23 protein-coding genes and 1 tRNA gene are annotated in these 24,479 nt (G+C 68.6%); 18 read left to right on the top strand and 6 right to left on the bottom strand.

The window, feature by feature from the left end:
• Window positions 1–720: 720 nt before the first annotated feature.
• Both LGR54_RS24540 and LGR54_RS24535 read right to left on the bottom strand, forming a co-directional pair.
• Window positions 721–912, bottom strand: a complete 192-nt coding sequence (locus LGR54_RS24540) for a hypothetical protein (protein WP_230364581.1) — start codon at window positions 910–912, stop codon at window positions 721–723.
• A 316-nt stretch (window positions 913–1,228) separates the two neighbouring features.
• A complete protein-coding gene (locus tag LGR54_RS24535; protein ID WP_230364580.1) occupies window positions 1,229–1,450 on the bottom strand; it encodes a ribbon-helix-helix domain-containing protein in 222 nt (73 codons plus the stop codon).
• A 455-nt stretch (window positions 1,451–1,905) separates the two neighbouring features.
• Between LGR54_RS24535 and LGR54_RS24525 the strand changes: the two genes are divergently transcribed.
• The 5 genes from LGR54_RS24525 (at window position 1,906) to LGR54_RS24505 (ending at window position 4,047) form a co-directional block, all read left to right on the top strand.
• The gene (locus tag LGR54_RS24525) at window positions 1,906–2,136 is read left to right on the top strand and encodes a hypothetical protein (protein WP_230364579.1); all 231 of its coding nucleotides are present in this window, start codon (window positions 1,906–1,908) and stop codon (window positions 2,134–2,136) included.
• Between the two features lie 10 nt (window positions 2,137–2,146).
• Window positions 2,147–2,818 (top strand): hypothetical protein, encoded by a 672-nt coding sequence (locus tag LGR54_RS24520; protein WP_230364578.1) that lies wholly within the window; start codon window positions 2,147–2,149, stop codon window positions 2,816–2,818.
• Window positions 2,815–3,213: a hypothetical protein gene (locus tag LGR54_RS24515; protein ID WP_230364577.1), complete on the top strand. Its 399-nt coding sequence runs from the start codon at window positions 2,815–2,817 to the stop codon at window positions 3,211–3,213. Before LGR54_RS24520 ends, LGR54_RS24515 begins: the two co-directional genes overlap by 4 nt.
• Window positions 3,210–3,473, top strand: coding sequence for a hypothetical protein (locus LGR54_RS24510; RefSeq protein WP_230360693.1), 264 nt, complete (start codon window positions 3,210–3,212; stop codon window positions 3,471–3,473). Before LGR54_RS24515 ends, LGR54_RS24510 begins: the two co-directional genes overlap by 4 nt.
• Window positions 3,474–3,567: 94 nt before the next feature.
• A complete protein-coding gene (locus LGR54_RS24505) occupies window positions 3,568–4,047 on the top strand; it encodes an NUDIX hydrolase (protein WP_230364576.1) in 480 nt (159 codons plus the stop codon).
• Between the two features lie 129 nt (window positions 4,048–4,176).
• Here the strand turns inward: LGR54_RS24505 and LGR54_RS24500 are convergent.
• Window positions 4,177–4,253 (bottom strand) — tRNA-Met (locus tag LGR54_RS24500).
• Between the two features lie 152 nt (window positions 4,254–4,405).
• On the opposite strand from LGR54_RS24500, the gene LGR54_RS24495 reads away from it, so the two are divergent.
• The 3 genes from LGR54_RS24495 to LGR54_RS24485 all read left to right on the top strand — a co-directional run bounded on the left by LGR54_RS24495 (window position 4,406) and on the right by LGR54_RS24485 (window position 7,819).
• Complete coding sequence (locus LGR54_RS24495) at window positions 4,406–5,308, top strand: CHAD domain-containing protein (RefSeq protein ID WP_230364575.1); 903 nt, start codon at window positions 4,406–4,408, stop codon at window positions 5,306–5,308.
• A 109-nt stretch (window positions 5,309–5,417) separates the two neighbouring features.
• On the top strand, window positions 5,418–6,308 hold the full coding sequence (locus LGR54_RS24490) for a LysR family transcriptional regulator (protein ID WP_230364574.1): 891 nt from the start codon (window positions 5,418–5,420) through the stop codon (window positions 6,306–6,308).
• Between the two features lie 305 nt (window positions 6,309–6,613).
• Window positions 6,614–7,819 carry an NAD-dependent formate dehydrogenase gene (locus LGR54_RS24485; RefSeq protein ID WP_230364573.1) on the top strand — a complete coding sequence of 402 codons (1,206 nt, stop codon included), beginning with the start codon at window positions 6,614–6,616 and terminating at the stop codon, window positions 7,817–7,819.
• A gap of 148 nt (window positions 7,820–7,967) precedes the next feature.
• On the opposite strand, the gene LGR54_RS24480 is transcribed toward LGR54_RS24485, so the two are convergent.
• A complete protein-coding gene (locus tag LGR54_RS24480) occupies window positions 7,968–8,663 on the bottom strand; it encodes an alpha/beta hydrolase (RefSeq protein WP_230364572.1) in 696 nt (231 codons plus the stop codon).
• 256 nt (window positions 8,664–8,919) lie between these two features.
• Between LGR54_RS24480 and LGR54_RS24475 the strand changes: the two genes are divergently transcribed.
• A complete protein-coding gene (locus LGR54_RS24475; RefSeq protein WP_230364571.1) occupies window positions 8,920–9,786 on the top strand; it encodes a DMT family transporter in 867 nt (288 codons plus the stop codon).
• Window positions 9,787–9,878: 92 nt separating this feature from the next.
• Here the strand turns inward: LGR54_RS24475 and LGR54_RS24470 are convergent, their stop codons facing one another.
• Together LGR54_RS24470 and LGR54_RS24465 are read right to left on the bottom strand one after the other, a co-directional pair.
• Entirely contained in the window at window positions 9,879–11,231 is a 1,353-nt protein-coding gene (locus tag LGR54_RS24470) for an esterase-like activity of phytase family protein (RefSeq protein WP_230364594.1), read from the bottom strand.
• A 134-nt stretch (window positions 11,232–11,365) separates the two neighbouring features.
• Complete coding sequence (locus LGR54_RS24465) at window positions 11,366–12,331, bottom strand: homocysteine S-methyltransferase family protein (protein WP_230364570.1); 966 nt, start codon at window positions 12,329–12,331, stop codon at window positions 11,366–11,368.
• A 140-nt stretch (window positions 12,332–12,471) separates the two neighbouring features.
• Between LGR54_RS24465 and recJ the strand changes: the two genes are divergently transcribed.
• From recJ to LGR54_RS24420, 9 genes are all read left to right on the top strand, one after another.
• A complete protein-coding gene (gene recJ / locus LGR54_RS24460; RefSeq protein WP_230364569.1) occupies window positions 12,472–14,292 on the top strand; it encodes a single-stranded-DNA-specific exonuclease RecJ in 1,821 nt (606 codons plus the stop codon).
• A 166-nt stretch (window positions 14,293–14,458) separates the two neighbouring features.
• On the top strand, window positions 14,459–15,802 hold the full coding sequence (locus LGR54_RS24455; RefSeq protein ID WP_370638275.1) for a TIGR03862 family flavoprotein: 1,344 nt from the start codon (window positions 14,459–14,461) through the stop codon (window positions 15,800–15,802).
• Between the two features lie 318 nt (window positions 15,803–16,120).
• Window positions 16,121–16,423 (top strand): hypothetical protein, encoded by a 303-nt coding sequence (locus LGR54_RS24450; RefSeq protein ID WP_370638274.1) that lies wholly within the window; start codon window positions 16,121–16,123, stop codon window positions 16,421–16,423.
• Between the two features lie 175 nt (window positions 16,424–16,598).
• Window positions 16,599–17,888 carry an imelysin family protein gene (locus LGR54_RS24445; RefSeq protein ID WP_230364567.1) on the top strand — a complete coding sequence of 430 codons (1,290 nt, stop codon included), beginning with the start codon at window positions 16,599–16,601 and terminating at the stop codon, window positions 17,886–17,888.
• A gap of 10 nt (window positions 17,889–17,898) precedes the next feature.
• Window positions 17,899–19,356 (top strand): multicopper oxidase family protein, encoded by a 1,458-nt coding sequence (locus tag LGR54_RS24440; protein WP_230364566.1) that lies wholly within the window; start codon window positions 17,899–17,901, stop codon window positions 19,354–19,356.
• Between the two features lie 181 nt (window positions 19,357–19,537).
• Window positions 19,538–20,695 (top strand): di-heme oxidoredictase family protein, encoded by a 1,158-nt coding sequence (locus tag LGR54_RS24435; RefSeq protein WP_230364565.1) that lies wholly within the window; start codon window positions 19,538–19,540, stop codon window positions 20,693–20,695.
• 27 nt (window positions 20,696–20,722) lie between these two features.
• Window positions 20,723–21,847 (top strand): imelysin family protein, encoded by a 1,125-nt coding sequence (locus tag LGR54_RS24430; protein WP_230364564.1) that lies wholly within the window; start codon window positions 20,723–20,725, stop codon window positions 21,845–21,847.
• A gap of 110 nt (window positions 21,848–21,957) precedes the next feature.
• On the top strand, window positions 21,958–23,070 hold the full coding sequence (locus LGR54_RS24425) for a DUF1513 domain-containing protein (RefSeq protein ID WP_230364563.1): 1,113 nt from the start codon (window positions 21,958–21,960) through the stop codon (window positions 23,068–23,070).
• A 125-nt stretch (window positions 23,071–23,195) separates the two neighbouring features.
• A complete protein-coding gene (locus tag LGR54_RS24420) occupies window positions 23,196–24,347 on the top strand; it encodes an aminotransferase (RefSeq protein ID WP_230364562.1) in 1,152 nt (383 codons plus the stop codon).
• The last annotated feature ends 132 nt before the right edge of the window (window positions 24,348–24,479 follow it).

Raw genomic sequence — 24,479 nt, 5'->3', positions numbered from 1 at the left:
GCTTCGCTAGTGCCAAGGCCTGTGTGGCAGTCGAGATCCGCAGATAAAACTCATCTGATTACAATGAGTGGTAGATTGAAATTTCTACGCACCAAAAAGTAGTAGCACTTTCGAAGCAGCATTGGGGTAAACAAAAGGAGTAGGTCATTCACCTTTCGGCCAGTGCCTACGACTCATCGAACTCCGTCAACAAAGTCGATACTCATCGCGGGAGCACCGTGTCAGCTGTCCGAGAGTGCGATTCGGTCAATCCCACGCACGCTATTCAAGGGTTGACTGCGCCTTCGATGTCGAGGCGACGTGGCGGCTTTTGGCCCTGAGCCCTCACCGTCACGCGGGGCACTTCCGACGCTCATCAGCCGGCGGACATAATCAAATAATGTGCCCTACCCGTTCAAATTTCCTGGAATGTCGCAGCGCGTGCGCAGCGCTCGGTACGCGACTGCGTCGACATTGTTGCCGTCTCGGTGCCTGATGTCGCTATGGTTGCCCTCGCCATGGAGCATCTCATGCGCGACAACCGGCCAGTATCGATCCACAGCGGACGCCAAGGCGTACTCGGAAATTGCCGACCCAAGTCTCAGATCGGCTTCGCATATTGCCCGAGCGCGGGCTTCAAGGTTGTTTTTCATGGCGCACTCTATCACGCGTGCAGATATCGTAGCGAAACGTTGGCGTGATGAGGTGGCGGCATTGCGGTGCGGACAACTCCCGTGACCGCTAGCCTTGTGCCTTGGCGAGTCGAATGAGTTTGCGGTGCGCGGCGAGCATGTTCTGCCATGACCGCTCGGTGCGGCGGATCAACTTTATGCATTCGGCCGGATCGTCCGATCGACCAGCCATGGCAAGAGCTGCGGATTGGTCCTCCAGAGCTAATTCAAGGTTCGACAGGGCTTCGCTCACACTGATCATCACACCCCTCCAAGGCGAGGCATCATTGCACCTTAGGGGGGAGGCGTCACTAACTTAGACATTCAAGGTTGATTCGTTCTCGGCTCCCCCCGCTGCGGCACCACTCCGTTGCCCACCGCCATGTCGCCGCTGGCGATAGCGCCCGCCGGCCTGCGCTCTGGGCCGGGGTTGGCGGCTGGGACGAGCGCAGGTCATTCGAAGGCTAGTGGCCGGGCACGCTGACCATAACATGCCCGGCCTGCCGATGCCCGAGGGCTGGGAGCCAGGCGACGGCAGTTTCAGGGTACCGGCATGGGGGGCCACGTGCAACTTGCGCCTACGCTTCGAGGCGCCGCTGCATATCAGCAAGGACGTACAGACGAATCTCGGATGATAGGTTGGAGCCAAGTATGCAGCCGGCATCGATCTCCGATACCAGGGCGATGAAGGACTTGCCCTTTCTGCGCGCCAGCGCCTTTGCCGCCTCGAAAAACTCAGGCTCCAGCGAAATGCTGGTCTTCCGCTTTCCAATAAGGACAGAATACCTCTTTATTTTCATCGCTCTCACAGCTGCGTGGCGGGCCACATTTACCGAAGATTGCACTCCTTACCCCCGCGACACCACCCGCTGCCCGTCGCCACGTCGCCGGTGTCTAGGAGCTGGATGCACGAACTAGCCCTGCCGCTCCCGTAGCCGCACGCCGGGGCCGTTGCCGTTCTGGTCGATGAAGAGAACGCCGGCCGTCTCGAGGGCGGAGATCACGGCCGCAACATTGTTCGGCATGCCAACGGCCGGCCCAGCACTCGCCTCCATACGTCTCACTGTGGGGGCCGACACACGAGCGGCTTCGGCTAATTCAACTTGGCCCATGCCGACAAGCGCTCGGGCAGCCGCGATCTGCCTTCCTGTCACACGATTAATTTCGCTCACCATGATGAATATCGATTGACTCCAAATTGCGTCGATTGATAGTAGGCATACTGAGCTATTTTAATCAATGACGGAGCTCGCCAATGACCATCCACACCCCTACACCTGCCCCCGACAACGACGACGACTGCGAGGCCCGCTGGCAGCTGCACGACAAGCTGGTCACGACGGCGAGCCAACTTCACACAATGATCCGCTTTACCCAGATCGCCTGGCAGCAGGGCTACGAGTGCGACAAGGCGATGATGGACACGGCCTTGGACGTCCTGCTCGGTCTGGCGATCGACCTCGAAAACACTGCCTACGAGATCTGAGGGCGCCACAATGAACGCGCAACACAATCTCGACCGCATCATCGACGAGGCCGTTGCCATCGCCGACGCCACCGGCCCGCAAACCGGCACGCGCCGGAAGGGCCGCAGGAAGCCAGCGCAGCGGCTCTTGGACAACACGGGCAACGACGAGACTCCGGCCGTGCAGCGCGATTATAGAGGCGCTGAGACGCCAGACCGCGCAACCTTGCGCCGCGAGCTAACCCAGATCATCGAGCGCGCCATAGAGGCCCTGGACGCCCTAGAGGCCGACGCTGACGCCGAACAGGAGCTCGGCTGGACGCTGGGCGTCAATCAGGACCATGCCCTTGCCTGGTGCACGCTAGATGCATCCGGGACGGCAGAGCCAGACGACCATGGCGGCGGCGACATCAATGACGAACCACACGACGCCGAAGATGACATGGCGGCCGATCCGGATGCCCTTCACCTGTTGCGCGACGAGTTCGTGTTTTCCCAGATGATGAGCGACACACGCGTCGAGCGGCACGAAGCAAGCAACGCCGCGCTGCAGCAGCTGGCGGACATGACCGGCCAGTCATTCAGGGCCGTACACTGGCCCCTGGTGACGATGCATCCGAAGCGGCCGCCCTCCCGCGAGGGCCTCACCCGGTTGCGCGGCATCGTCAACGGGGTGCCGATGGTGGTGGAGGTCACGCGATGAACATGCAAACCTCCACTCCTGACGTGAAAGTTGTCAATCCTAACGCGTTCCCGCTTCTCTATTGCATGCTCCTGAACTCGCCTTGCGCGGTGGAGGGCTGGGAGCCAGGCACCCCGCTGGCGTTCACGCAGCTAGATCAGCCCAACGGTGGCGACGCGGCGATTCTCTACATTAAGGGACGCGATCCGGTGTTGATCAGGCTCGTCACAGACATCCTCCCCGAGGACTGGCAGGCTCTGCCAGACCACCGCATGACTGCAGGGAGCGATGTCGACGCTGCGGTCGTCTGTGACGTCCTCGGCACTGATCGAACTGTGTCCGTCCGACTCGAGCGAGTGACTGCGATCCACAAGTGCCTTGGGCCGGTCGAACGTCTAACCGGGAGGTCCGCATGACCGCCTTCAGCCTTGGTGACCCAACCTGGGCACGCGAAGCCCGTCGGCGTCTGGTCGATCGGCCGCCGCCGTTAAAGGCGTGGCGGTTCGAGATCGGCGATCGTGTCGCGATCATCCATCGCGGGGCGATGCAGATTTGTACGATCACTGGACGGTCAGAATTCGCTGATCGCCCTGACCGCTACGAGGTCGTGTTTCCGAACTTCGACAGGTTGCGACGGAAGTGGCGGGATTCGGACGAAATCTCGCCGGCCCGCTAACCGCTCAGCGCCGCCGCGCGAAGGTGCGGCGGGGCTTCTGTGGACGCGTGCCGCAGAAGCTCGCAGTGCGCCGCCAATTCGATAACATCGCCCGATGGCGAAGAAGAAAAAGAAGCTCGCGAAGCTGGCAGCCAGCGGGCGACCGCTGGAGCAGATCGCTGCGCTGCCGTTTCAGGTATCGCCGGAGGGGCAGCTGGAGATCCTGCTGCTCACATCCCGCGACACGCACCGGGCCATCATTCCCAAGGGCTGGCCGATCAAGAACCACAAGGATTGGAAATCAGCCCAGGTCGAGGCCCGGCAGGAAGCCGGGGTGATCGGGGAGATCGGGCGGAAGCCCATTGGCCGCTACAGCTACTGGAAGCGGATGGCGGAGCACTTCGCCTTGATCCGGGTGGACGTGTTCCCGTTGGTGGTGACCCGCCAGTTGGCTGACTGGCCCGAGCGACACGAGCGCGTTCAGCGCTGGTTTCAGGCCGAGGGCGCGGCCTTGCTCGTCGACGAGCCGGAGCTCGGCGATCTAATCCGCCGGTTTGCCGCGTCGGGTACATGGCAAAAGCTGGCCGGGAAGTGAGACGGGGCGATTCCCTACGATACCCTGTTTTACCCCTCGCCGTGGCGACTCGGTGGCGACAGATTCGGTAGAAAAGAAAAAGCCGCCTTGCGGCGGCTTTCTCAATGTTCTGATATTTCTATCAGATTTTGGTTGCGGGGGCAGGATTTGAACCTGCGGCCTTCAGGTTATGAGCCTGACGAGCTACCGGGCTGCTCCACCCCGCGTCAGTGGTCGGCGCGACATGTCGTCGGCGACGGCGGGTATCTAGCAATCCCGATCCGCAATTGAAAGGGGTAGGGGTGAAATTTTGTCGTCCAATTGTCGCTTTTTCTGGGGATTTCCTGCATAATAGCTTGAAGAGAATAGGGAAATTCTCATGTGCACACATCTGGACGAAGATGCCGTGCCGCCGGTTTCTCATAAGGCCATCACCACTTCCGGCCCGTTGGTCCGCGCGCTGAGGGCCGCGCTCCGCGCGGCGGACCGGGCGATCGACCATGAGGATTCGGCTGAAGGGGTGCACGACCTGCGCAAGGCTTTCAAGCAATTGCGGGGGCTGCTGCGGCTGGTGCGCGGCAGCGGCCGCGCGGACGCCCAAGCCCTGCGCACCGAGCTGCGTACCGCCGCGCGGGCGCTTGCCGGCGCGCGGGAGACGGTGGTGATGCGCGAGACGTTGGACCTGCTGGCGCAGAGGGGGCGCCTCAGCCCGCAAGCCCGGCGGGCTGCCAGCCATGCGTTGACGGACAAGGCCGCGCCACCGGAGGATGACTTTCCGCCCGCGCTTCGCGCCGGCATGAGCGCGCTGGTCGCCAGGGGCGGCCACGCCGTGGCGGGGATGGCCGGGCAGGCCAGCCCCAAGGTGGTGGTCGCCGCCATCACTGCCGATTACGAGCGGGCGCGCCGGCGGGGCCGTGTGGTCGACGTCACTGACGACGAGCAGCTTCACGAGTTCCGCAAGGCGGTGATCGCCCATCGCTACCAGATGGAACTGCTGACGCCCTACTGGCCGGCGCTCGGCAAGCGCTGGGTCAAGGAACTGCAGAAGCTGCGGGACAAGCTCGGTCACCATCACGACCTCGCCGTGCTGATCGCGGCCGTGCGGGCCGACGGGCCGGTGGAGACCGGCTGGCGCGCCGCCGTGCTGAAGCAGGCCCGGGCCCGGCAGAAGAAGCTCGTGGCGGGCGCGCTGCGCCGGCAGGCCTGTCTGTTCGCCGAACGGCCCGGGGCGTTCGGCCGGCGCCTGCGCGCCTATGCGAAGGCGGCATACGTCGCCGGATGAGGCGAGTCGGGGATGGGGCGATAGAGAAGATCGTATTGATCTTCTCGAATCGAGAGCGCTTTTCTATCGATGGGGCGCCCGACCGTCGGGTGCCGCAGGGAGCGCCACCATGTTCGTCCGGCAGATGCACTATCTGGTGGCGCTGGCCCGCGAGAAGCACTTCGCCCGCGCCGCCGATGCCTGCAACGTGTCGCAGCCGACGCTGTCGGCCGGCCTGCGCAAGCTGGAGGAGGAACTCGGCCTGCCGCTGGTGGTGCGCGGCCACCGCTTCATCGGCTTCACCGAGCAGGGCGAGCGGGTGCTGGGCTGGGCCAGGCAGATCGTCGCCGATTACGACAGTCTCAGGCAGGAAAAGACCGACGCGGTGGGCCGGCTGTCCGGCACGCTGCGCGTGGGGGCGATTCCCTCGGTCACCGCCGCCGCGCCGGCGCTGCTGGCGCCGTTCCGCACCCGGCATCCCGGCGTGAAGGTGCAGATGCTGTCGCTGAGCTCGGCGCAGATCCAGCGCGGGCTCGACGAGCTCGAACTCGATGCCGGCATCACCTATCTGGAGAACGAGCCGCTGAGCCGGGTGCGGCGGGTCGACCTCTATGCCGAGCGCTATGTCTTCGTCACCCGCGCCACCGAGAAGATCGCGCGCCGCCGCTCGATCGGCTGGGCGCAGGCGGCGGCAGAGCCGCTGTGCCTGCTCACCCCCGACATGCAGAACCGCCGCATCATCGACCAGGTGCTGGCCGAGCTCGGCCTCGCCTCGCAGCCGGAGATCGAGACCAATTCCTTCATGGGCATCTGGGCCTTCGTCCGGCGCGGGCCCTGGGGCAGCATCGTGCCCTCGGCGAGCTTCGCCGGGCTGGGGGAGGGGGGCGATCTCGTCGCGGTGCCGCTGGTCGAGCCCGAGCATGTGCAGCCGGTCGGCCTCGTCGTCTCCGACCGCGATCCGCTGCCGCCGGTGGCAGCCGCGGTGCTGAAGCTGGCCCGCTCGGGCGGAAAGTTTGATTAGAAAATTTCGCGCAAACGCTGATCTTTGATTTGCGCTATCTATCAATTGTTCACCCCTTTCGATTTGAAGCGCGAGGGGCTCGGGCGCACTCTCACAACGTCGACGGCGAAGCGGGGCAAGGAGTTCCCGGCCCGCGTCGACGCGGAGGAGACCCGAAGGCTCCACCCTGCCGGGCAGAGACCCGGAACAGGGCGGGCGGTTCGGATCAGGACAGGCACCGAAGCTTTTCGGCCGGCCGCGCACGCGGCGGGAACGCCTCCGCTTACCCCAACGGTCCGCGGGGACCAACAGGAGGAGATACCGACATGGCCAAGGTTCTGTGCGTGCTGTACGACGATCCGATCGACGGCTATCCCAAGACCTATGCACGCGACGACCTGCCGAAGATCGACCACTATCCGGGCGGCCAGACCCTGCCGACGCCGAAGGCGATCGACTTCACCCCCGGCACCATGCTCGGCTCCGTTTCCGGCGAGCTCGGCCTGCGCAAATACCTCGAGGCGAACGGCCACACGCTGGTGGTGACCTCCGACAAGGACGGTCCGGATTCGGTGTTCGAGAAGGAACTCGTCGACGCCGACATCGTCATCTCCCAGCCGTTCTGGCCGGCCTACCTCACCCCCGAGCGCATCGCCAAGGCGAAGAACCTGAAGCTGGCGCTGACCGCCGGCATCGGCTCCGACCATGTCGACCTGCAGTCGGCCATCGACCGCAACATCACGGTCGCGGAAGTCACCTACTGCAACTCGATCAGCGTCGCCGAGCACGTGGTGATGATGATCCTCGGCCTGGTGCGCAACTATCTCCCGGCGCATGACTGGGCGCGCAAGGGCGGCTGGAACATCGCCGACTGCGTGAAGCACTCCTACGACCTCGAAGCGATGAGCGTCGGCACCGTCGCCGCCGGCCGCATCGGCCTCGCGGTGCTGCGCCGCCTCGCGCCCTTCGACGTGAAGCTGCACTACACCGACCGTCACCGCCTGCCGGAGTCGGTGGAGAAGGAGCTGAACCTCACCTGGCACGACACGCCGGCCGACATGTACCCGCATTGCGATGTGGTGACGCTCAACTGCCCGCTGCATCCCGAGACCGAGCACATGGTCAATGACGAGACGCTGAAGCTGTTCAAGCGCGGCGCCTATATCGTCAACACCGCGCGCGGCAAGCTCTGCGACCGCGATGCCATCGCCCGCGCGCTGGAGAACGGCCAGCTCGCCGGCTATGCGGGCGACGTGTGGTTCCCGCAGCCGGCGCCGGCCGACCATCCCTGGCGCACCATGGCCTGGAACGGCATGACCCCGCACATGTCGGGCACCTCGCTCACCGCCCAGACCCGCTATGCGGCGGGCACGCGCGAGATCCTGGAGTGCTTCTTCGAGGGTCGTCCGATCCGCGACGAGTACCTGATCGTGCAGGGCGGCAACCTCGCCGGCGTCGGCGCGCATTCCTACTCCAAGGGCAATGCCACCGGCGGTTCGGAAGAGGCCGCGAAGTTCAAGAAGGCGGGCTGATCGCCTTTCGACCTCGGGGTGCGGGCGCCGTCTGCGCGGCATCCGCACCCCGTTCCCGAGGGGCCGCGCCTCGGCGGCCCTGACCCACGCAACCGTGCGTACTCGGAGAACTTGCGCGCCCGCTCCCATGAGCGGGCGCGTTTTTCGTTCAGGCCGGCTCAGCGAGGTCGGCGAGGAACCAGTCGACGCCGAGCTGCACCATGGGCGGCTGCGAGGCGTGCGGGCCGTCATGCTCGACATAGGTGAGGTCGTAGCCCGCCGCCCGCAGCTTGGCGGCGTGCGAGCGGCCGGCGGTGCGGATCGGCGTCTGGGTGTCGTTCTGGCCGTGGGCAATGAACACCTTCGGCTCGCCCTCCTGCGCCAGCACCGTCATGAAGCCGGCGGACATGCCGAGGATGTGGGTGACGAGCTGCCCGTTCGACAGGCCGGTGGACAGCGAATAGCTGCCGCCGTCGGAATGGCCGGCAAAGGCGAAATGCGTGGGGTCGAGGGTGAAGCGCGAGGCCACTTCGGCAAAGCCGATGTCCAGCCGCTCGCGATCCGGCCCGTTGCCGGCGATGACGATATCCCAGGTGGGGAACAGCGACTGCGGCACGAGAAGCAGGAAGCCGCGCTCCTCGGCATGCCGGCGCATGATCGGCAGGATCTTCTCGGCGCTGCCGCCGCCGCCATGGAACAGCGACATGAACGGCGTCGGCCGCGACGGGTCGATGCCCTCGGGAACGACCAGCACGTAGTCGCGCTCGTCGAACAGGCCGAGATCGTGCCGGCCGGGCGGCAGCGGCGGCTTGGTCGGTGCGGTGTGCTGGAACTGGAGGCGGCCGAGGAGGGAAAGGTCGAGCATGGCGCGCACCATAATGCGGCGCCCGCCGGAGGCAAGACGGCAGGGCGCCGCGCCGGTCCTCGATGCTCTGCCGGGCGCGCCGATTCCTACCATTCCTTAACCGGCCATGCCTGCATCGCAGGGCAGGCATGGGGCCGTGGGTCTTTGCTTCGCCGTCCGCGGGGGATATGTCCCACCCTGCCGGACCGGCATGCGCCGAATCGTCCGGCGGCTTGCGTTCCGCCGCCGGATCGCGTCTTCCCCTTATTGGTCTGCAATGCCGTTCCGCGACAAGCTGCTCGCCCTCTCCGTGGTCTGCTTGTGGGCGCTCAACATGATCGTCATCAAGCTCGGGGTCGCGGAGATCCCGCCCATGCTGATGACGGCGCTGCGCTTCGTCATGGTCTCGGCGCTGCTGGTGCCCTTCACCCGCATCACACGGAAGCAACTGCCCGGCGTGCTCCTGGTGTCCTTCACCTTCGGCACGCTGCATTTCGGGCTGCTGTTCACCGCGCTGGAACATGCCGAGGCCGGCACCAGCGCCGTCGTCCTGCAACTCGGGGCGCCGATCGCCACCGTGCTTGCCTGCCTGCTGCTGCGCGAGCCGCTCGGATGGGCGCGCACCGCCGGCCTTCTCATCTCGGTGGCCGGCATATTGGTGCTGGCGGCCGGCCCGACGCTGCCGCCGCCCTATGCGCTCACGCTGCTGCTGCTCAGCGCCAGCGGCTGGGCGGTGACCAACCTGATCGTCAAGCAGGTGGAAGGCATCCGCCCGATGGCGATGATGGGCTGGTCGTCGCTGTTCTCGATCCCGCAGCTGCTGCTGGCCTCGTGGATCTTCGAGGTCGATCACTGGGGCATGCTGGCGACCGCCGGCTGGAACGGCTGGTTCTCGGTGGTCTACAGCGCGGTGGGGTCCTCGATCATCGGCTACGGCATCTGGTACTGGCTGCTGCAGCGGCACTCGATCAATGCCGTCGTGCCCTATTCGATGCTCAACCCGCTGCTCACCGTGCTGTTCGGCATCGTGCTGATCGGCGACGATCCCTCGCCGGTGAAGATGATCGGCGCGCTGATCATGGTGGTGGGCGTCGCGCTCATCCTGCGCAAGCCGACGCCGACGCTGCCGGACGCCGCCGAATAGGAGATGTCCGGCCGGGAGGCCCGGCCGGACCCGCCACGCCTCGCGGCTCATGTGACCTTCAGCTCACTAGCCTCAGCTCACTTCGCCTCAGCTCACTTGGCCTTCAGGAAGTCGCCGACCTCGAGCAGGATCAGCTCGTTATCGTCAGCCTTCTTCGGGTCGCGCGAGGAGGAGAAGGGCAGGTTGTTGTCGTTGCCGACCACGATGTGGGTGGCGTCGACGACATCCACGTCCTCGATGGTGAAGAACGGGAAGGCGAGCTTGCCGTCGGTGAGCGGCTTGCGCGACTTCTTGTCCGGGTCGGCGATGGCCATCAGGTCGATATGGCCGATCTTGCGCACCAGCCCGCCGGCATTGGCGTCGGTCAGCTCGATCTTGTAGATGCGCTTGAACTTGGCGAGGTCGTGGAAGCAGTCCGGGCCCTTGGTGCCGGCGGCGCAGGCCTTGTCGGCGGTGCCTTCGCCATTGTCGCGCTCGATGATCAGGCCGGTGGTGGCGTCGATCATGTTGAAGTCGCCGATGGCGTTGCCGTTCTGCTCGAGCGGGTACTGCCACATGCGGCCGGTCCACTTCTGGCCGGCGACGTCGAATTCGAGGATCGGCAGGAATTCCTTGCCCTCGGCGGTCTTCTGCCAGTCCTTCTTCGCCGCATCCCAGAGCGGGCCTTCGAGCAGGGCGTAGAGGAACTTGCCGTCCTTGGACGAGGCCATGCCCTCATAGCCCTTGGAACGGCGGGCGTTGAACTCGGCGGTGGCGTTCGGCGCGCCGGCGGAGGTGACCATGTAGTGGTCGGGCGAGCGCACCGGCGTCTCGCCGGCCACGGTCTCGAACACGCCGAGCACCTTGCCGCTCTTGTCGGCGCGGATCAGGTAGGGGCCGAATTCCTCGCCGATCCAGATGTCGTCGCCGATGATCTGGAAGCTCTCGGGATCGAAGTCGGAACCGGTGAGGTAGCGCTTCTCGGTGCCCTCGTGGACGATGCGGAACGGCACCTTCTTGTCGGGGTCGGTGAGGAAGACGGTTTCCAGCCGCTCGAACTGGCCGGTCTGCCAATCGATCTTGTAGCGGTTGAGGTACAGCGCCGAATCCGGGCTGTTGGCCTTCGCGCCCATGCCGTTGTCGGTGATGATCCAGAACGAGCCGTCCGGCATCACCTTGATGCCGGAATGGCCCTGCAACGGCTGGCCCTTGAACGGCGCCGACACGCCGGTGGGACGGCCGCCCGACTTGCCTTCCACGGTGCCGATGGCCTCGACGCGCTTGCCGGTGGTGTACTTGCCGGAGGTCTTCAGATCCGCCGGGGCGTCGGCGGGCATCTCGATGAAGCTCTCGGCCGGCAGCACGGCATGGCCGGCGAGCGTGGCGGGATAGGCCTGGTCGGCGTGCGCCGCCGGCGCCAGCGCGACCAGCGCCAGCGCGGCGCCGGCGAGAAGGGTCGCACGGATCTCGGTGCGGTTCATGGATGGGGCTCCTGGAAGACAAGCGGCGGGGGCGCCGCGACGGCCCTCCTGTGAGCCCCGAGCATGTCGGTGACGTTACGTCGTGGTGACGGTACGGTGACGCTCCCCGCCGGGATGCCTCACGCCTGTTCCGGCAGGCAGGCGAGGCAGATCTGCTCGATATGGGCGTAGCTGGTGCCGCAGCAGCCGCCGAGCACGGTGAGTTGTTTCATCCGTTCGCGCAGGCTGCGGTAGCGCCGGCCGAAATCGACGGGATCGCCGGGATCGAGCGTCGGCGAGGCGTTGAGCTCGGCATGGCTGAGCGTAGAGGCGTTACCCTCGAAGCCGCGGATGCGGGCGAGCCAGTCGCCGCCGCCGGCCAGCGCCGGCTCGACATGCAGGGGATGCGCGCAGTTCACCATGAAGAAGGCCGGCGCGGCATCGGTCTCGGCGTCGACCTGCTCGATCGCCTCGCGCAGGCTCTGGCCACTTGGCAGCCGCCCGTCGGTCTCGACCGTGAAGGAGATCACCGAGGGGATGCCGGCGGCCCTGGCGGCCAGGGCGATGCCTGCCGCCTCCTCGGCATAGGTGAGGGTGAAGGCGCCGACCAGATCCGCCGCGCTCGCCGCGAAGCTGCGGACCTGCGGCGCGTGATAGTCGGCGGCGTCGGCGGTCGACATCATCTGGCCGACCTCGTAGCCGTCGCCGCGCGGCCCGAGGACGCCGTTGAGCACCATGGGCGAGGCGTCGGTCTCGAAGCGGTCGCGGATGTCGGCCACCAGCTCGATGGCCCGGCGGTTGAGGGCGTCGAGCCGGGCGGCATCGAAGCCGAGCTGCGCGCCCCAATCGGCGTTGGCGCGCCAGGTCGGCGTCTCCAGCACGAAGCCGACGCCGTGATCGCGGGCGAGCGCCGCATAGCGCGCATAATAGCCGCCGAGGGTGGCCCGGCCCTCCTCGCTGTCGAGCAGGGTGAAGGACGCGAACAGCGGCAGATCGACGTTCTGCTCGAAGATCAGCGTGGTCTCCAGCCCGCCGTCCATGATGAAGACCTTGTCGGCCTCCAGCGGCAGGCAGGCCCGATATTTGGGGCGATGCTTGGCGTCCATCTGCGCTTCCCCCGCCTGGGTGTCGCGAACGGCCGATCATAGCCGCAATCGGCGGTTGCCAGAAGGGCGGAGCGCATCGGCCGTGAGTGCCGTTCTGCGCGCCACTCGACGCGGAGGCCCGGTTCGGGCTCTATGCGGCCATGAGTCTCGACCTTCCCACCGCCCCGCCGCCCATCCGTGCCTTTCTCGGTGTCGCCCGCTCGGCCACCGGCCGCTTCTGGCGCGACCGGCTGGACATGCGCGGCGCCTCGGCCGCGCTCGCCGTCGCCCAGCGCCACGGCGTGCCGGAACTGCTGGCCCGCGTGCTGGCCGGCCGCGGCGTCGGCCTCGACGAGGTGCCGGCCTATCTCGATCCCACCGTGCGCGACCTGCTGCCCGACCCGGACACGCTGACCGACATGGAGCCGGCGGTGACGCGGCTCGCCGATGCGGTGACGCGCGGCGAGAAGGTGGCGGTGTTCGGCGACTACGACGTCGACGGCGCCACCGCCACCGCGCTGCTGGTCGAGGTGCTGCGCGCCGGCGGGCTCGACCCGGCCTTCCACATCCCCGACCGCATCTTCGAGGGCTACGGGCCGAACATCCCCGCCATCGAGGCGCTGCGTGCCGCCGGCGCCAGCCTGCTGGCGACCGTCGATTGCGGCACGATGAGCTTCGAGCCCTTCGCCCGCGCCGCCGCGATCGGCCTCGACGTGGTGGTGATCGACCATCACCAGGCGGGCGAGGCGCTGCCGCCGGTGGCGGCATTGGTGAACCCCAACCGCATCGACGACCTGTCCGGGCTCGGCCATCTCTGTGCGGTCGGGCTGGTGTTCGTCACCGCCGTCGGGCTGGTGCGCGAATTGCGCCGGCGCAACTGGTGGACGGCCGAGCGGCCGGCGCCGGACCTCCTCGCCATGCTCGACCTCGTGGCGCTCGGCACGGTGGCCGACGTGGTGCCGCTGACCGGGCTCAACCGCGCCTTCGTTACCAAGGGTCTCGCGGTGCTGCGCCGGCGCGACCGGCCGGGGCTGACGGCGCTGATGGACGCGGCGCGGCTCTCCGGCCCACCCAAGGCCTGGCATCTCGGCTTCCTGCTCGGGCCGCGCATCAATGCCGGCGGGCGCATCGGCGACGCCGCGCTCGGCACACGGCTGCTGCTCACCCACGACCCGATCGAGGCCCAGGCGCTCGCCGCCGAGCTCGACCGGCTGAACGCCGAGCGCCAGCAGGTGGAGAAGGCCATTGTCGCCCAGGCCGAGGCCGAGGCGGAGGCCGCGCTCGGGCTCGAGGGCACCAGCCCGGTGATCCTGGCGAGCGGGCAGGGCTGGCACCCCGGCGTGGTCGGTCTGGTGGCGGCGCGGCTGAAGGAGAAGTTCGGCCGCCCGGCCTTTGCGGTGGCGTTCACCGGCGAGCATGGCGCGGGCTCGGCGCGCTCCATCCCCGGCGTCGATGTCGGGCGCGCGGTGCGTGGCGCGGTCGAGCACGGGCTCCTGGTGAAGGGCGGCGGCCATGCCATGGCGGCCGGGCTGACCGTGGAGCGCGACAAGCTCGGCGCGCTGCGCGCCTATCTGGAGGCGGAGCTGGCGCCATCGGTCGAGCGCGCCCGCCATGTCGACGAGACGGTGGTCGACGGCGCGCTTTCCGCCGGGGCCGCGACGCCGGAGCTGATCGAGCTGGTCGAGCGCGCCGGGCCCTACGGTGCCGGCAACCCGCAGCCGGTCTTCGCCTTTCCCGCCCACCGCATCGTCTATGCCGAGGCCGGCAGCGCCGACCAGGTGCGGGTGCGGCTGCGCGCCGCCGATGGCTCGGTGCTGTCCGGCGTCGCCTTCCGCGCGGCGGCGACACCGCTCGGCGAGGCGCTGCTGGGGAGCCGGGGGCAGACGCGCCACGTCGCCGGCATGCTGGACCTCGACAGCTGGCAGGGGAGGGCACAGCCCAGCCTGCGCATCTGCGACGTCGCCGACCCGGAAAAGACATGAGCCGGCAACGCACTGGCGGGGCGGGCGGAATCGGTTCCCCAATGGCTGCGACATCGCGCTCGGCGACGGGTGGCCGCGCGGAATCGCTTTCTGAACCGCCGCGCGCAAGCCGTTGCGCCGACTCGACGAATGCCGCCTGCCTCTTCCCGACTCGGATTCTCAGCCGATGGTGCCAATGACCGGAAACGACTCCTCTTTCGCCGACCGCCCCACTGTCGCGGTCATCGGCGCCGGCCCGGCCGGCCTCATCGCCGCCGAGGCGCTGGCGACGGCGGGGGCGCGGGTGACGGTGTATGACCGCCTCGCCGCGCCGGCGCGCAAATTCCTGATGGCCGGGCGTGGCGGGCTCAACATCACCCACTCCGAACCGCGCGAGCGCTTCCTTACCCGCTACGGCGCGGCGGCGGACTGGCTGGCGCCGATGCTCGACGCCTTCCCGCCCGCCCGGCTGCGCGGCTGGGTGGAGGGGCTGTGCGAGCCGACCTTCGTCGGCTCCAGCGGCCGGGTGTTCCCCCGGAGCTTCAAGGCCTCGCCGCTGCTGCGGGCCTGGCTGCGGCGGCTCGACGGGCTGGGTGTGACGTTCGCCCCGCGCCATCTCTGGCTGGGCTGGGACGAGGCCGGCCGCCTGCGCTTCGCCACGCCGGAGGGCGAGGTGGAGAGGCCGGTGGCGGCGACGCTGCTGGCGCTGGGCGGTGCCAGCTGGCCGCGGCTCGGCACCGATGGCGGCTGGGCGCCGATTCTCGCCGCCGCCGGGGCGGAGCTGCGCCCGCTGCGGCCGGCCAATGCCGGTGTGGCGGTGGCGTGGAGCGAGACCTTCCGCCAGCGCTTCGCCGGCGAACCGCTGAAGCGCATCGGCCTTGCCGCCGGCGGGCGGGCGTTGCGTGGCGAGGCGGTGATCACCGCGCAGGGGCTGGAAGGCGGCGGCATCTACGCGCTCACCGACCGGTTGCGCGAGGAGCTGGCAGCCGGGGCGGCGGTGCTGACCCTCGATCTGCGGCCGGACCTCGCCGTCGAGGCGCTGGGCAAACGCCTCGCCTCGGCCCGCAAGGGCGAGACTCTGTCCAACCGGCTGCGCAAGGCCGGCCTGCCGGCGGTGGCGGCGGGGCTGATGCGCGAGGCGGCGCCGCAATTGCCGGCCGATCCCGCCGGTCTCGCCGCGCTGGCCAAGGCGGTGCCGGTCCGTGTCGCCGCCCTCGCCGGCATCGAGCGGGCGATCTCCTCGGCTGGCGGAATCGCGCGGGAGGGGCTGACCGAGGCACTGGAGCTGCGGGCGCGGCCGGGCGTGTTCGCCGCCGGCGAGATGCTGGACTGGGAGGCGCCGACCGGCGGCTATCTGCTGCAGGCCTGCTTCGCCACCGGCTGGCAGGCGGCGGCCGGCATGGCGGGCCATCTGGGGCTGCCTACTCCGAATCCGTGGACCGGTGGCTGGGCGGCAGCGGATGTGCCGGGCGAAATAGTGCCGGGCGGCATATCGGGTGTGGAAACATCCGGCGGCGAACGGCCGGATTGAGAAGGAATGGCGCGGGACGGCAGCTGAGGGAGCGCGTGCCACCGTCCCGCGCGGTTCACGAGACCAGCCGGGAAAACGGCCTCGTGAACGGTTCGATCCGAAGTCCTCGTCCGGGCGGTCATGGTGCCGTCGAGGAGTTGCTGACTTGATTACTCGGCGATTTGGCGTAGCGCAACGTTTATCTTCAACGATTATTATAGTTCTAAACTGGATGGCCAGTTTATTACTTTGACCCATTCCAGTAATCGCGTCGTCGCTTGCGGGCCGGCGATGGTGGGCCTACCTGTTGGGCGAAGCGCCGACCACCGCAGGGTGGAGATGGCGCGGCTGGAGGGATGCATGGCGCGGCTGTTTTTCCGAAGCGGGCGCTCGGTCGAGGCGGCACCGGATGCGGCGCGGGAACTGGCGGCGAAGGCGCGGCAGATGCTCGCGGCCGATGACGACACCACCATTTCCATCAGCGAGATCGCCTGCGGCGATCCGGCTTGCGGCGGCGCCGAGACCGTCATCCTGATCATGCGCCCCGGTCGCCGCACCGAGGCGGCGAAGATCCTGCGGCCACTTGCGGAGGTGGTGGACGACGACCTGACGGAAGCCCTGGCTGGTTTCGTCGAGGGCTGATGATTTCAGCGTGTGTAGTATTCAATGTTTCTACAAGAAACTTTACCGGTGACCTAAGGTAGCTATAGAGTATAATCGTTCTAAAGTAGATATGACATCTTGCGATTGCTTGGCCGGCTGGCGTAGGACTCGCGTCGATGGATAGGGACGCCGCGTGGCGGCGGGAGGAAATCCGATGCGAGTCAGTCTCAAGAAATTCGCCGCCCCCCTGATGGCGGCGGTCGCTTTCGGCGCGCTTGTCGCCGCCGGCCCGGCGCACGCCGAGGCGCCGAAGGTGCGCGACATCGTCGTCACCTATGCCAACATCGCCGAGGCGATGTATTCCGATGCGCTCACCACCGCCAAGGCGCTGCAGGTGGCTGTCGATGCCTTCCTCGCCGATCCGACGCAGGCCAATCTCGACAAGGCCCGCACCGCCTGGAAGGCCGCCCGCGTGCCCTACCAGCAGACCGAGGGCTTCCGGTTCGGCAATGCGCTGGTCGACGACTGGGAGGGCCGGGTGAACGCCTGGCCGCTCGACGAGGGGCTGATCGACTATGTCGATAAGGGCTATGGCACCTCCTCGGACGAGAACCCGCTCTACACCGCCAACGTGATCGCCAACACCAAGATCCGCGTCGGCAAGAAGACCATCGACGCCACCAAGATCAACGCCAAGCTGCTGAACAGCCTGCAGGAGGCGGGCGGCGTCGAATCCAACGTCGCGATCGGCTACCACGCAATCGAATTCCTGCTGTGGGGCCAGGACCTGAACGGCACCGGGCCGGGCGCCGGCGCTCGCCCCGCCACCGACTACGACCTGAAGAACTGCACCAACGGCCATTGCGACCGCCGCGCCGCCTATCTCAAGGCCGCCACCGACTTGCTGGTGAGCGACCTCGAGGACATGACCAAGGCCTGGGGCGCCAAGGGCAAGGCCCGCGCCGTGGTGCTGAAGCAGAAGGACAAGGCGGCGCTCGGCACCATCCTCACCGGGCTCGGCTCGCTGTCCTATGGTGAGCTTGCCGGCGAGCGCATGAAGCTCGGCCTGATCCTGCACGATCCGGAGGAGGAGCATGATTGCTTCTCCGACAACACCCACAACTCGCATTTCTATGACGAGACCGGCATCGCCTCGATCTATCGCGGCAAGTACACCCGCGTCGACGGCAGCGTCGTCGAGGGGGCGTCGGTCGCCGCCTATGCCGCCGCGCTGGCGCCCAAGCCGGCCGAAGAGGCCGAGGGCAAGATCGACGCCGCGCTCGCCGCGCTGAAGGCGATCAAGGACGAGGCCGACAGCGGCAAGCAGGCCTATGACCAGATGATCGGCGAGGGCAACACCGAGGGCAACGCGCTGGTGCAGAAGGGCGTCGATTCGCTCGTCGCCCAGACCCGCGCCATCGAGGGCGTGGTCGCGGCGCTGAAGCTGAAGATCAAGGTGGAAGGTTCCGACAGCCTCGACGACCCGTCCAAGGTCGGCGAGTGAGGCACCCGCGATGACAGGGGGCGCGGCCATTTCGCGCCGCGCCCTGCTGGCCGCGGGCGCGGCCTTCGGCGCCGGAGCCGTGCTGGCGCCGGCCCGTACCGGCCTTGCCCGCGTGCCGGTGCCCTTCGAGCCGACCCGGCGCCTGACGCTGGCCGCCGGCGAGATGGCCTGGCAGCTGCCCGGCGCCGGGGCGCCGAGCCGCGTCTATGCCTATGACGGCGAGCTGTTCCGGCAGATCCGGGTGCCGCGCGGCACAAGGCTGGAGGCCCGGTTCGCCAACGGGCTTTCCGAAGGCTCGACCGTGCATTTCCACGGCATCCGCATGCCCAACGAATTCGACGGCGTGCCGACGCTGACCCAGCCGCTGGTCGAGCCCGGCGGCGGCTTCACCTACCGCATCCCGCTCGACGATCCCGGCACCTTCTTCTTCCACCCGCATTGCGACGAGACCGGCCAGGCCGGGCGCGGCCTCGCCGGCGTGCTGATCGTCGAGGATCCTCGCGATCCGACCTTTGATGTCGAGCACGTGCTGTGCCTGAAGGACTGGCGCATCGACGACGCCGGCGGCTTCCTGCCGATGTCCGAGCCGGACGGCGCCGCCAAGGCCGGCACCTTCGGCGCCACCCGCACGGTGAACGGCCGCGCGCATCTCGATCTTTCCGCACCGGCGGGCGGCGATGTGCGGCTGCGCATCCTCAACCTCGATTCCACCCGCATCATGGATATCGGCGTCGAGGGCGCCGAGGCCTGGCTGATCGCGGTCGACGGCCATGCTTTGCCGCCGCTGCCGATGGACAAGTTGCCGGACGGCATCTGGCGCATGGGCCCGGCCCAGCGCATCGACGTGCAGGTGCGCATGCCGCGCGACGGCGCGCCGGTGACGGTGAGCGACTATCGCGCCTCCGACGTCTTCACCTTCGCGACGATCTCGGCCGAGGGACGGGCGCGCGGCCCGCGCCGCCGGGGACCGCTGGCGCTGCCGCCGCCGAAGCTGCCCTTGCCGGACCTCAAGACGGTGGAATTCCACTCCTTCACCTTGCAGCAGGCGACCGATGCGGCGGTGAGGGACACCGGCCTGTCGCCCGACGATCCGCTCGCCAAGGCGCTGATCGACAGCCTGTGCGTCGGCGGGGCCACCTACTGGGCGATCGCCCAGCAATCCTGGCCGACCGGCGAGCAGCGCCATTTGCCGCCGCCGCTGGCGCGGATGGAGGCCGGCAAGAGCTACCGCATCGAGATCAAGAACGAGACGCGCTACCCGCATCCGGTGCACCTGCACGGCCATGCCTTCGCGGTGCTCTCTTCCAGCAAGGGACGGCTGCCGAAGCACTTCGCCGACACCGTGCTGACCCAGCCGGGCGAGGCGGTGGAGATCGCCTTCGTCGCTGCGCCGGGCGACTGGGTGTTCCACTGCCACATCCTCGAACACATGGAGACCGGCATGATGGGCTGGTTCCGCGTGATCTGAGATGGGTAGGATCCCTCCAGGGCGACGGGCTCCCTCTACCCATTGGGGTGAGGGCGCGCGCGGTGTTGAGCACGTCCCAGCCGTGCGTCCCCCTCATCCGGCCCGCCGAGCCGACCTCTCCCCCTCGGGGAGAGGTGCGGCTTTCCTCGTTGCTCTCTTCGCTCTTCTCTCCGCGCCTGCGATGGCCGATGACGCTGGGCTCGACCGCGCCATCGGCAAGGCGCTTTTCGAGCGGCCCTGGGTGCCGGCGCCGAGCTCCACCCGCGCCAATGACGGGCTCGGTCCGCTGTTCGACGCCCGCTCCTGCTCGGCCTGCCATCCCGGCGCCGGGCCGGGCGCGACCCGGCTCGACGCGCAGGGTGTGCCGGAGGAACTCGGGCTGGTGCTGTCGCTGTTCCGGACGGACGGCGCCGGCGACCCGGTCTATGGCCACCGGCTGGAGACCATGACCCTGCCCGGCGTGCCGGCGGAGGGCACGTTCCGGGTGACGACCGAGAACGGTCGGCCGATGCCGCAGCCGCAGGCGCTCGGCTACGGGCCGCTCGATGCGGCGACGCATATCTCGCTGCGGGCGGCGCCGGAACTACGTGGGCGCGGCCGGCTCGAACTGGTGCCCGACGCGACGATCCTGGCGCTGGAGGATCCCGACGACCGCGACGGCGACGGCGTGCGCGGCCGGGCCCGGCGCTTCGAGGTGCCGGAAGGAGGCTCGCGCATCGGCCGCTTCGGCTGGAAGGCCAGCCATCCGACGCTGGCGGGCCAGACGGCGGAGGCGTTCGCGCTCGACCTCGGCCTGTCGACGCCGCTGCGGATGGAGCCGTGGGGCGACTGCACGGAGGCGCAGACCCAATGCCGCAATGCGCCGCACGGTCCCGACGCCGAGGGCGAACCGGAGATTTCCGCCGCCATCGTCGAACGCATCGTCGCCTATCTGCGCGGGTTGAAGGTGCCGGAGCCGACAAGCGACGCGGCGGATGCGCGCGGCGCCGGGCTGTTCGCCGCCACCGGCTGTGCCGCCTGCCACCGTCCCGCTTTGCCGACGGCGGGCGGCGGCACCGTGGCGCTGTTCACCGACGTGCTGCTGCACGACATGGGCGAGGGCCTCGCCGACCCGGCGGGCGTGCCGGGGGCCAGCGCCGCCGAATGGCGCACCGCGCCGCTTGCCGGCCTGTCGCGGGCGCTGGAAAAGCGCGCTGGCCTGCTGCATGACGGCCGGGCCGCCGACGTCGCCGCCGCCGTGAGCTGGCATGGCGGCGAGGCGGCGGGCGCCCGCGCCCGTTTCGACGCGCTTTCCGGCCGCGACCGCCGCCGCCTGATCGACTACGTTTCTCGTTTGTGATGCCATCCGCGAGCCGGGGATCTTTCCATGCGCCGTTCACCCTTCGCCCTTGTTCTCGCGCTTGCCTCGCAAATGGGGCAGGCGGCGCAGGGCGTGCCCGTCGTCGCGGCTGCCGCCTCGCTACTGGGCACCTTCTTCGTCGGCCGCGCGGATGCCGCCGCGATCTCGGGGCCCGAGGTGGTGGAGAGCTGGCTGCTGCCGCGCTATGACACGCTGCTCGCCGAGGCCCGCGCCAATCGCGAGGCCTGGCAGGCCCTCTGCGCTGCGCCGTCGCAGGCGGGCATTGCCGGGCTCAAGACCCGCTTCGGCGCGGTGTCGGATGGCTGGGCGGCGGTGGAGTTCATCACCTTCGGCCCGGTGATGCTGTCGCTGCGAGCCGACCGGATGAACCTGTTTCCCGAGCGACGCAACGCCGTCGCCCGCTCGATTGCCGATCTCGTCGCCGATCCGACCGACGAGCGGTTGCATGCCGAGCGCTTTCCCCGCCTCAGCGCCGCGGCGCAGGGCCTGCCGGCGCTGGAGCGCCTGCTTTATGACGATGGCGCCGCAGCGGCGCTGCTCTCCGGCCCGGAGGCCGGCCGCCGCTGCGCCATCGGGCTGGCCATCGCCACCAATATCGAGGCCATCGCCAGCGAGATACGCCAGGGCTGGGGCAACCGGCAGGACGGCCTGCTGGCGCAGCTGATCGCCGGCAAGTCCGATCCGGTCTATTTCCCCGATCCCTCGGCGCTGATGAACCAGATCGTCACCGACCTCGCCGGCGCCTATCAGCGCGTCGTCGACCAGCGCATGCTCGCCGTGCTCGGCAAGACGGCGGACGACGCCAAGCCGCTCACCGCCGACCGCCGGCGCAGCGGTCGCTCCAAGGCCACCATCGTCGCGATGATCGCCAGCGCCGACTCGCTCGGCACCCGGCTCGGCGAAGGGCTCGACCCCAAGGGTCGCGAGGCGCTCGACAAGGCGTTTGCCGCCGCCGATGCCGCCGCCGCGAAGCTGCCGGACGATATCGGCGCCGCCACCAAGACCACGCAGGGGCGCAAGGCGCTGCACGACGCCATCACCGTCTTCAAGGCGGCGCAGGCGAGCGTCGCCGATCCGCTGGCCTCCGGGCTCGGCGTCGCGCTCGGCTTCAATTCCCTCGATGGCGACTAGAGCATTTCCGGTGAGCTCCAGTTCGTCGGAAGTGGTCTAAGTACTTGTCAATACGTATTTTTCACGCGACCCGGTACCCGCGTCGCTCGAAAATGCTCCAGGAGGCCGAGATGGGCGCACTTTCCGCCACCCGTCGCAACCTGCTCGCCGGCCTCGGCGGGCTGATGGCGATGCCGCGCGCGCTGCTCGGCGCCGCCCATGCGCGCGACCATTTGCTCGACGCCGAATGGCTGGCGACCGCCGGGGTGGAGGGCGGCTTCGCCCCGGTGGTGCTCTCCGCCGATTTCGGCGCCACCACGGTGGGGCGCGGCGCCCAGCGGCTGCACTGGGTGGAACCGAGCCCGGACGGGCGCACCGCCGTGGCGGTGGCCCGCCGCCCCGGCACCACCGCCGTGCTGTTCGACCGCCGCGAGGGCCGGGTGCTCGCCAGCTTCGAGCCGGGCGAGGGGCGGGTGTTCTCCGGCCATGGCCGCTTCGTCGAGGGCGGCCGGCGCTTCTACGCGGTCGAGATCGAGCGGGAGAGCGGGCAGGGCGTCGTCTCGCTGCGGGAGGTGGCGGATGGCTTCTCGGTGGTGGCCGAATGGGCCTCCTCCGGCATCGGCCCGCACGACATGCTGCCGGCACTCGGCGGGCTGGTGGTCGCCAATGGCGGCATCGAGCCGCACACGCCGGAAGCGCTCGGCGCCGAGGTCGCGGATGCCAGCGTCGCCATCCTCGATCCGGCGAGCGGGCAGATACGGGCGGTCGGCGCGCTCGACGGAGACCTCCTCTCGCTGTCGCTGCGCCACCTCGCCCGCTCGGATGACGGGCTGGTGGTGGTGGCGGCGCAGGACCTGCTCAACGATTCCATCGCCCGGCCGCTGGTCTATGCCGTGGAGGCGGACGGGCGGCTGCGCGCCTTCGACGCGCCGGACGAGGCGTGGCGCGGCTTCCGCACCTATATCGGCTCGGTGGCGGTCGACCGCTCCGGCCGCTATGTCGCCGCCGCCAGCCCGCGCGGCAACCGCGTCGCGGTGTGGACGCGCGAGGGACGCTTCCTCGGCGGTGTGCCGCTGGTCGATGGCTGTGGCCTCGCCCCCACCCAGGAAGGAGGGCGCTTTCTCGCCACCTCCGGCCTCGGCGACGTCGTGCTGATCGGCGTCGACGACGAGGGGGTGGGGGTGATCGCCCGCCGCTCCGGCGGGCCGCGCTTCGACAATCACGCGGTGCTGGTGGGGGCGTGAGGCCGACGCCTTCGGGGCCTTGTTGCGGGCCTGCCACCAAAGCGGGCCTTCCCTTTTGCCGGCGGCGGACCGATAAGACAGAGGCGCGATGTCAGATCGCGTTATTTTACGCGGATGCGCTGTAAATGAATTCGATCTTCGCCGGGCTTCCCACCACCGTCTTCGAGACCATGTCGCAGCTGGCGCGTCAGCACGACGCTGTCAATCTCGGCCAGGGTTTCCCCGACGATCCCGGCCCGCGCGACGTGCGCGAGAAGGCGGCGCAGGCGGTGCTCGACGGCTGGAACCAGTACCCGCCGATGATGGGGGTGCCGGAGCTGCGGCAGGCGGCAGCGGCGCATTACCGCCACTGGCAGGGGCTGGACCTCGATCCCGGCGAGATCATGGTGACCTCCGGTGCCACCGAGGCGATCGCCGGGGCGTTGCTGGCGCTGATCGAGCCGGGCGACGAGGTGGTGCTGTTCCAGCCGCTCTACGACGCCTATCTGCCGCTGGTCGAGCGTGCCGGCGGCGTGCCGCGCCTCGCCCGGCTGACCCCGCCGCACTGGCGGCTGACCGAGGAGGTGCTGGCAAGCGCCTTCACGCCGAAGACCCGCGTCGTACTGTTCAACAACCCGCACAACCCGACCGGCCGCGTCTTCGAGCGCGAGGAACTGGACCTGCTGGCCGAGTTCTGCCGGCGCTCCGACGCGGTGCTGGTCGCCGACGAGGTGTGGGAGCATGTGGTGTTCGACGGTCGCCGCCACGTCTCGGTGCTGTCGCTGCCCGGCCTGCGCGAGCGTAGCGTGAAGATCGCTTCGGCCGGCAAGATCTTCGGCATGACCGGCTGGAAGGTCGGCATGGTCTGCGCGGCGCCGGAACTGATGAAGAGCCTGTCCAAGGCGCACCAGTTCCTCACCTTCACCACCCCGCCGTCGCTGCAGCACGCCGTCGCCTATGGGCTCGGCAAGGACCCGGCCTGGTTCGAGGACACGCGCGCCGGGCTGCAGCGCTCGCGCGACCGGCTGGCGGACGGGCTCGCCGCGCTCGGCCTGACGCCGCTGCCGAGCGCCGGCACCTATTTCCTCAATGTCGACCTCACCGCCCTCGACCCGCGGCTCGACGACGAGGCGTTCTGCCGCGACATGGTGGAGCGCCATGGCGTCGCCGCCATCCCGGTCTCGGCCTTCTATGCGCGCGACGCGGTGCGGAGCGTCGTGCGCTTCTGCTTCGCCAAGACCGACGCCACGCTGGATGCGGCGCTCGGCCGGCTGGAGCGGCTCCGCCAGGCGGCGTGAGTGTGTGGCGCGAGTTCGTGACGCGTATGTGTGACGCGTGCTTGCCGGGCGTTTGGGCGCGGCGGGCAATGCTGCATACAGGCCGCTTAGTGGAACGGCATTTGCTCAATTTTTGATCTATTTGCCGGCCAA

The sequence above is a fragment of the Ancylobacter sp. Lp-2 genome (assembly GCF_020523795.1).
In the GTDB taxonomy this organism is placed as follows: Bacteria; Pseudomonadota; Alphaproteobacteria; order Rhizobiales; family Xanthobacteraceae; genus Ancylobacter.
Note: the sequence above shows the minus strand (reverse complement) of the source record. Positions and strands in the feature narration are given on the sequence as shown.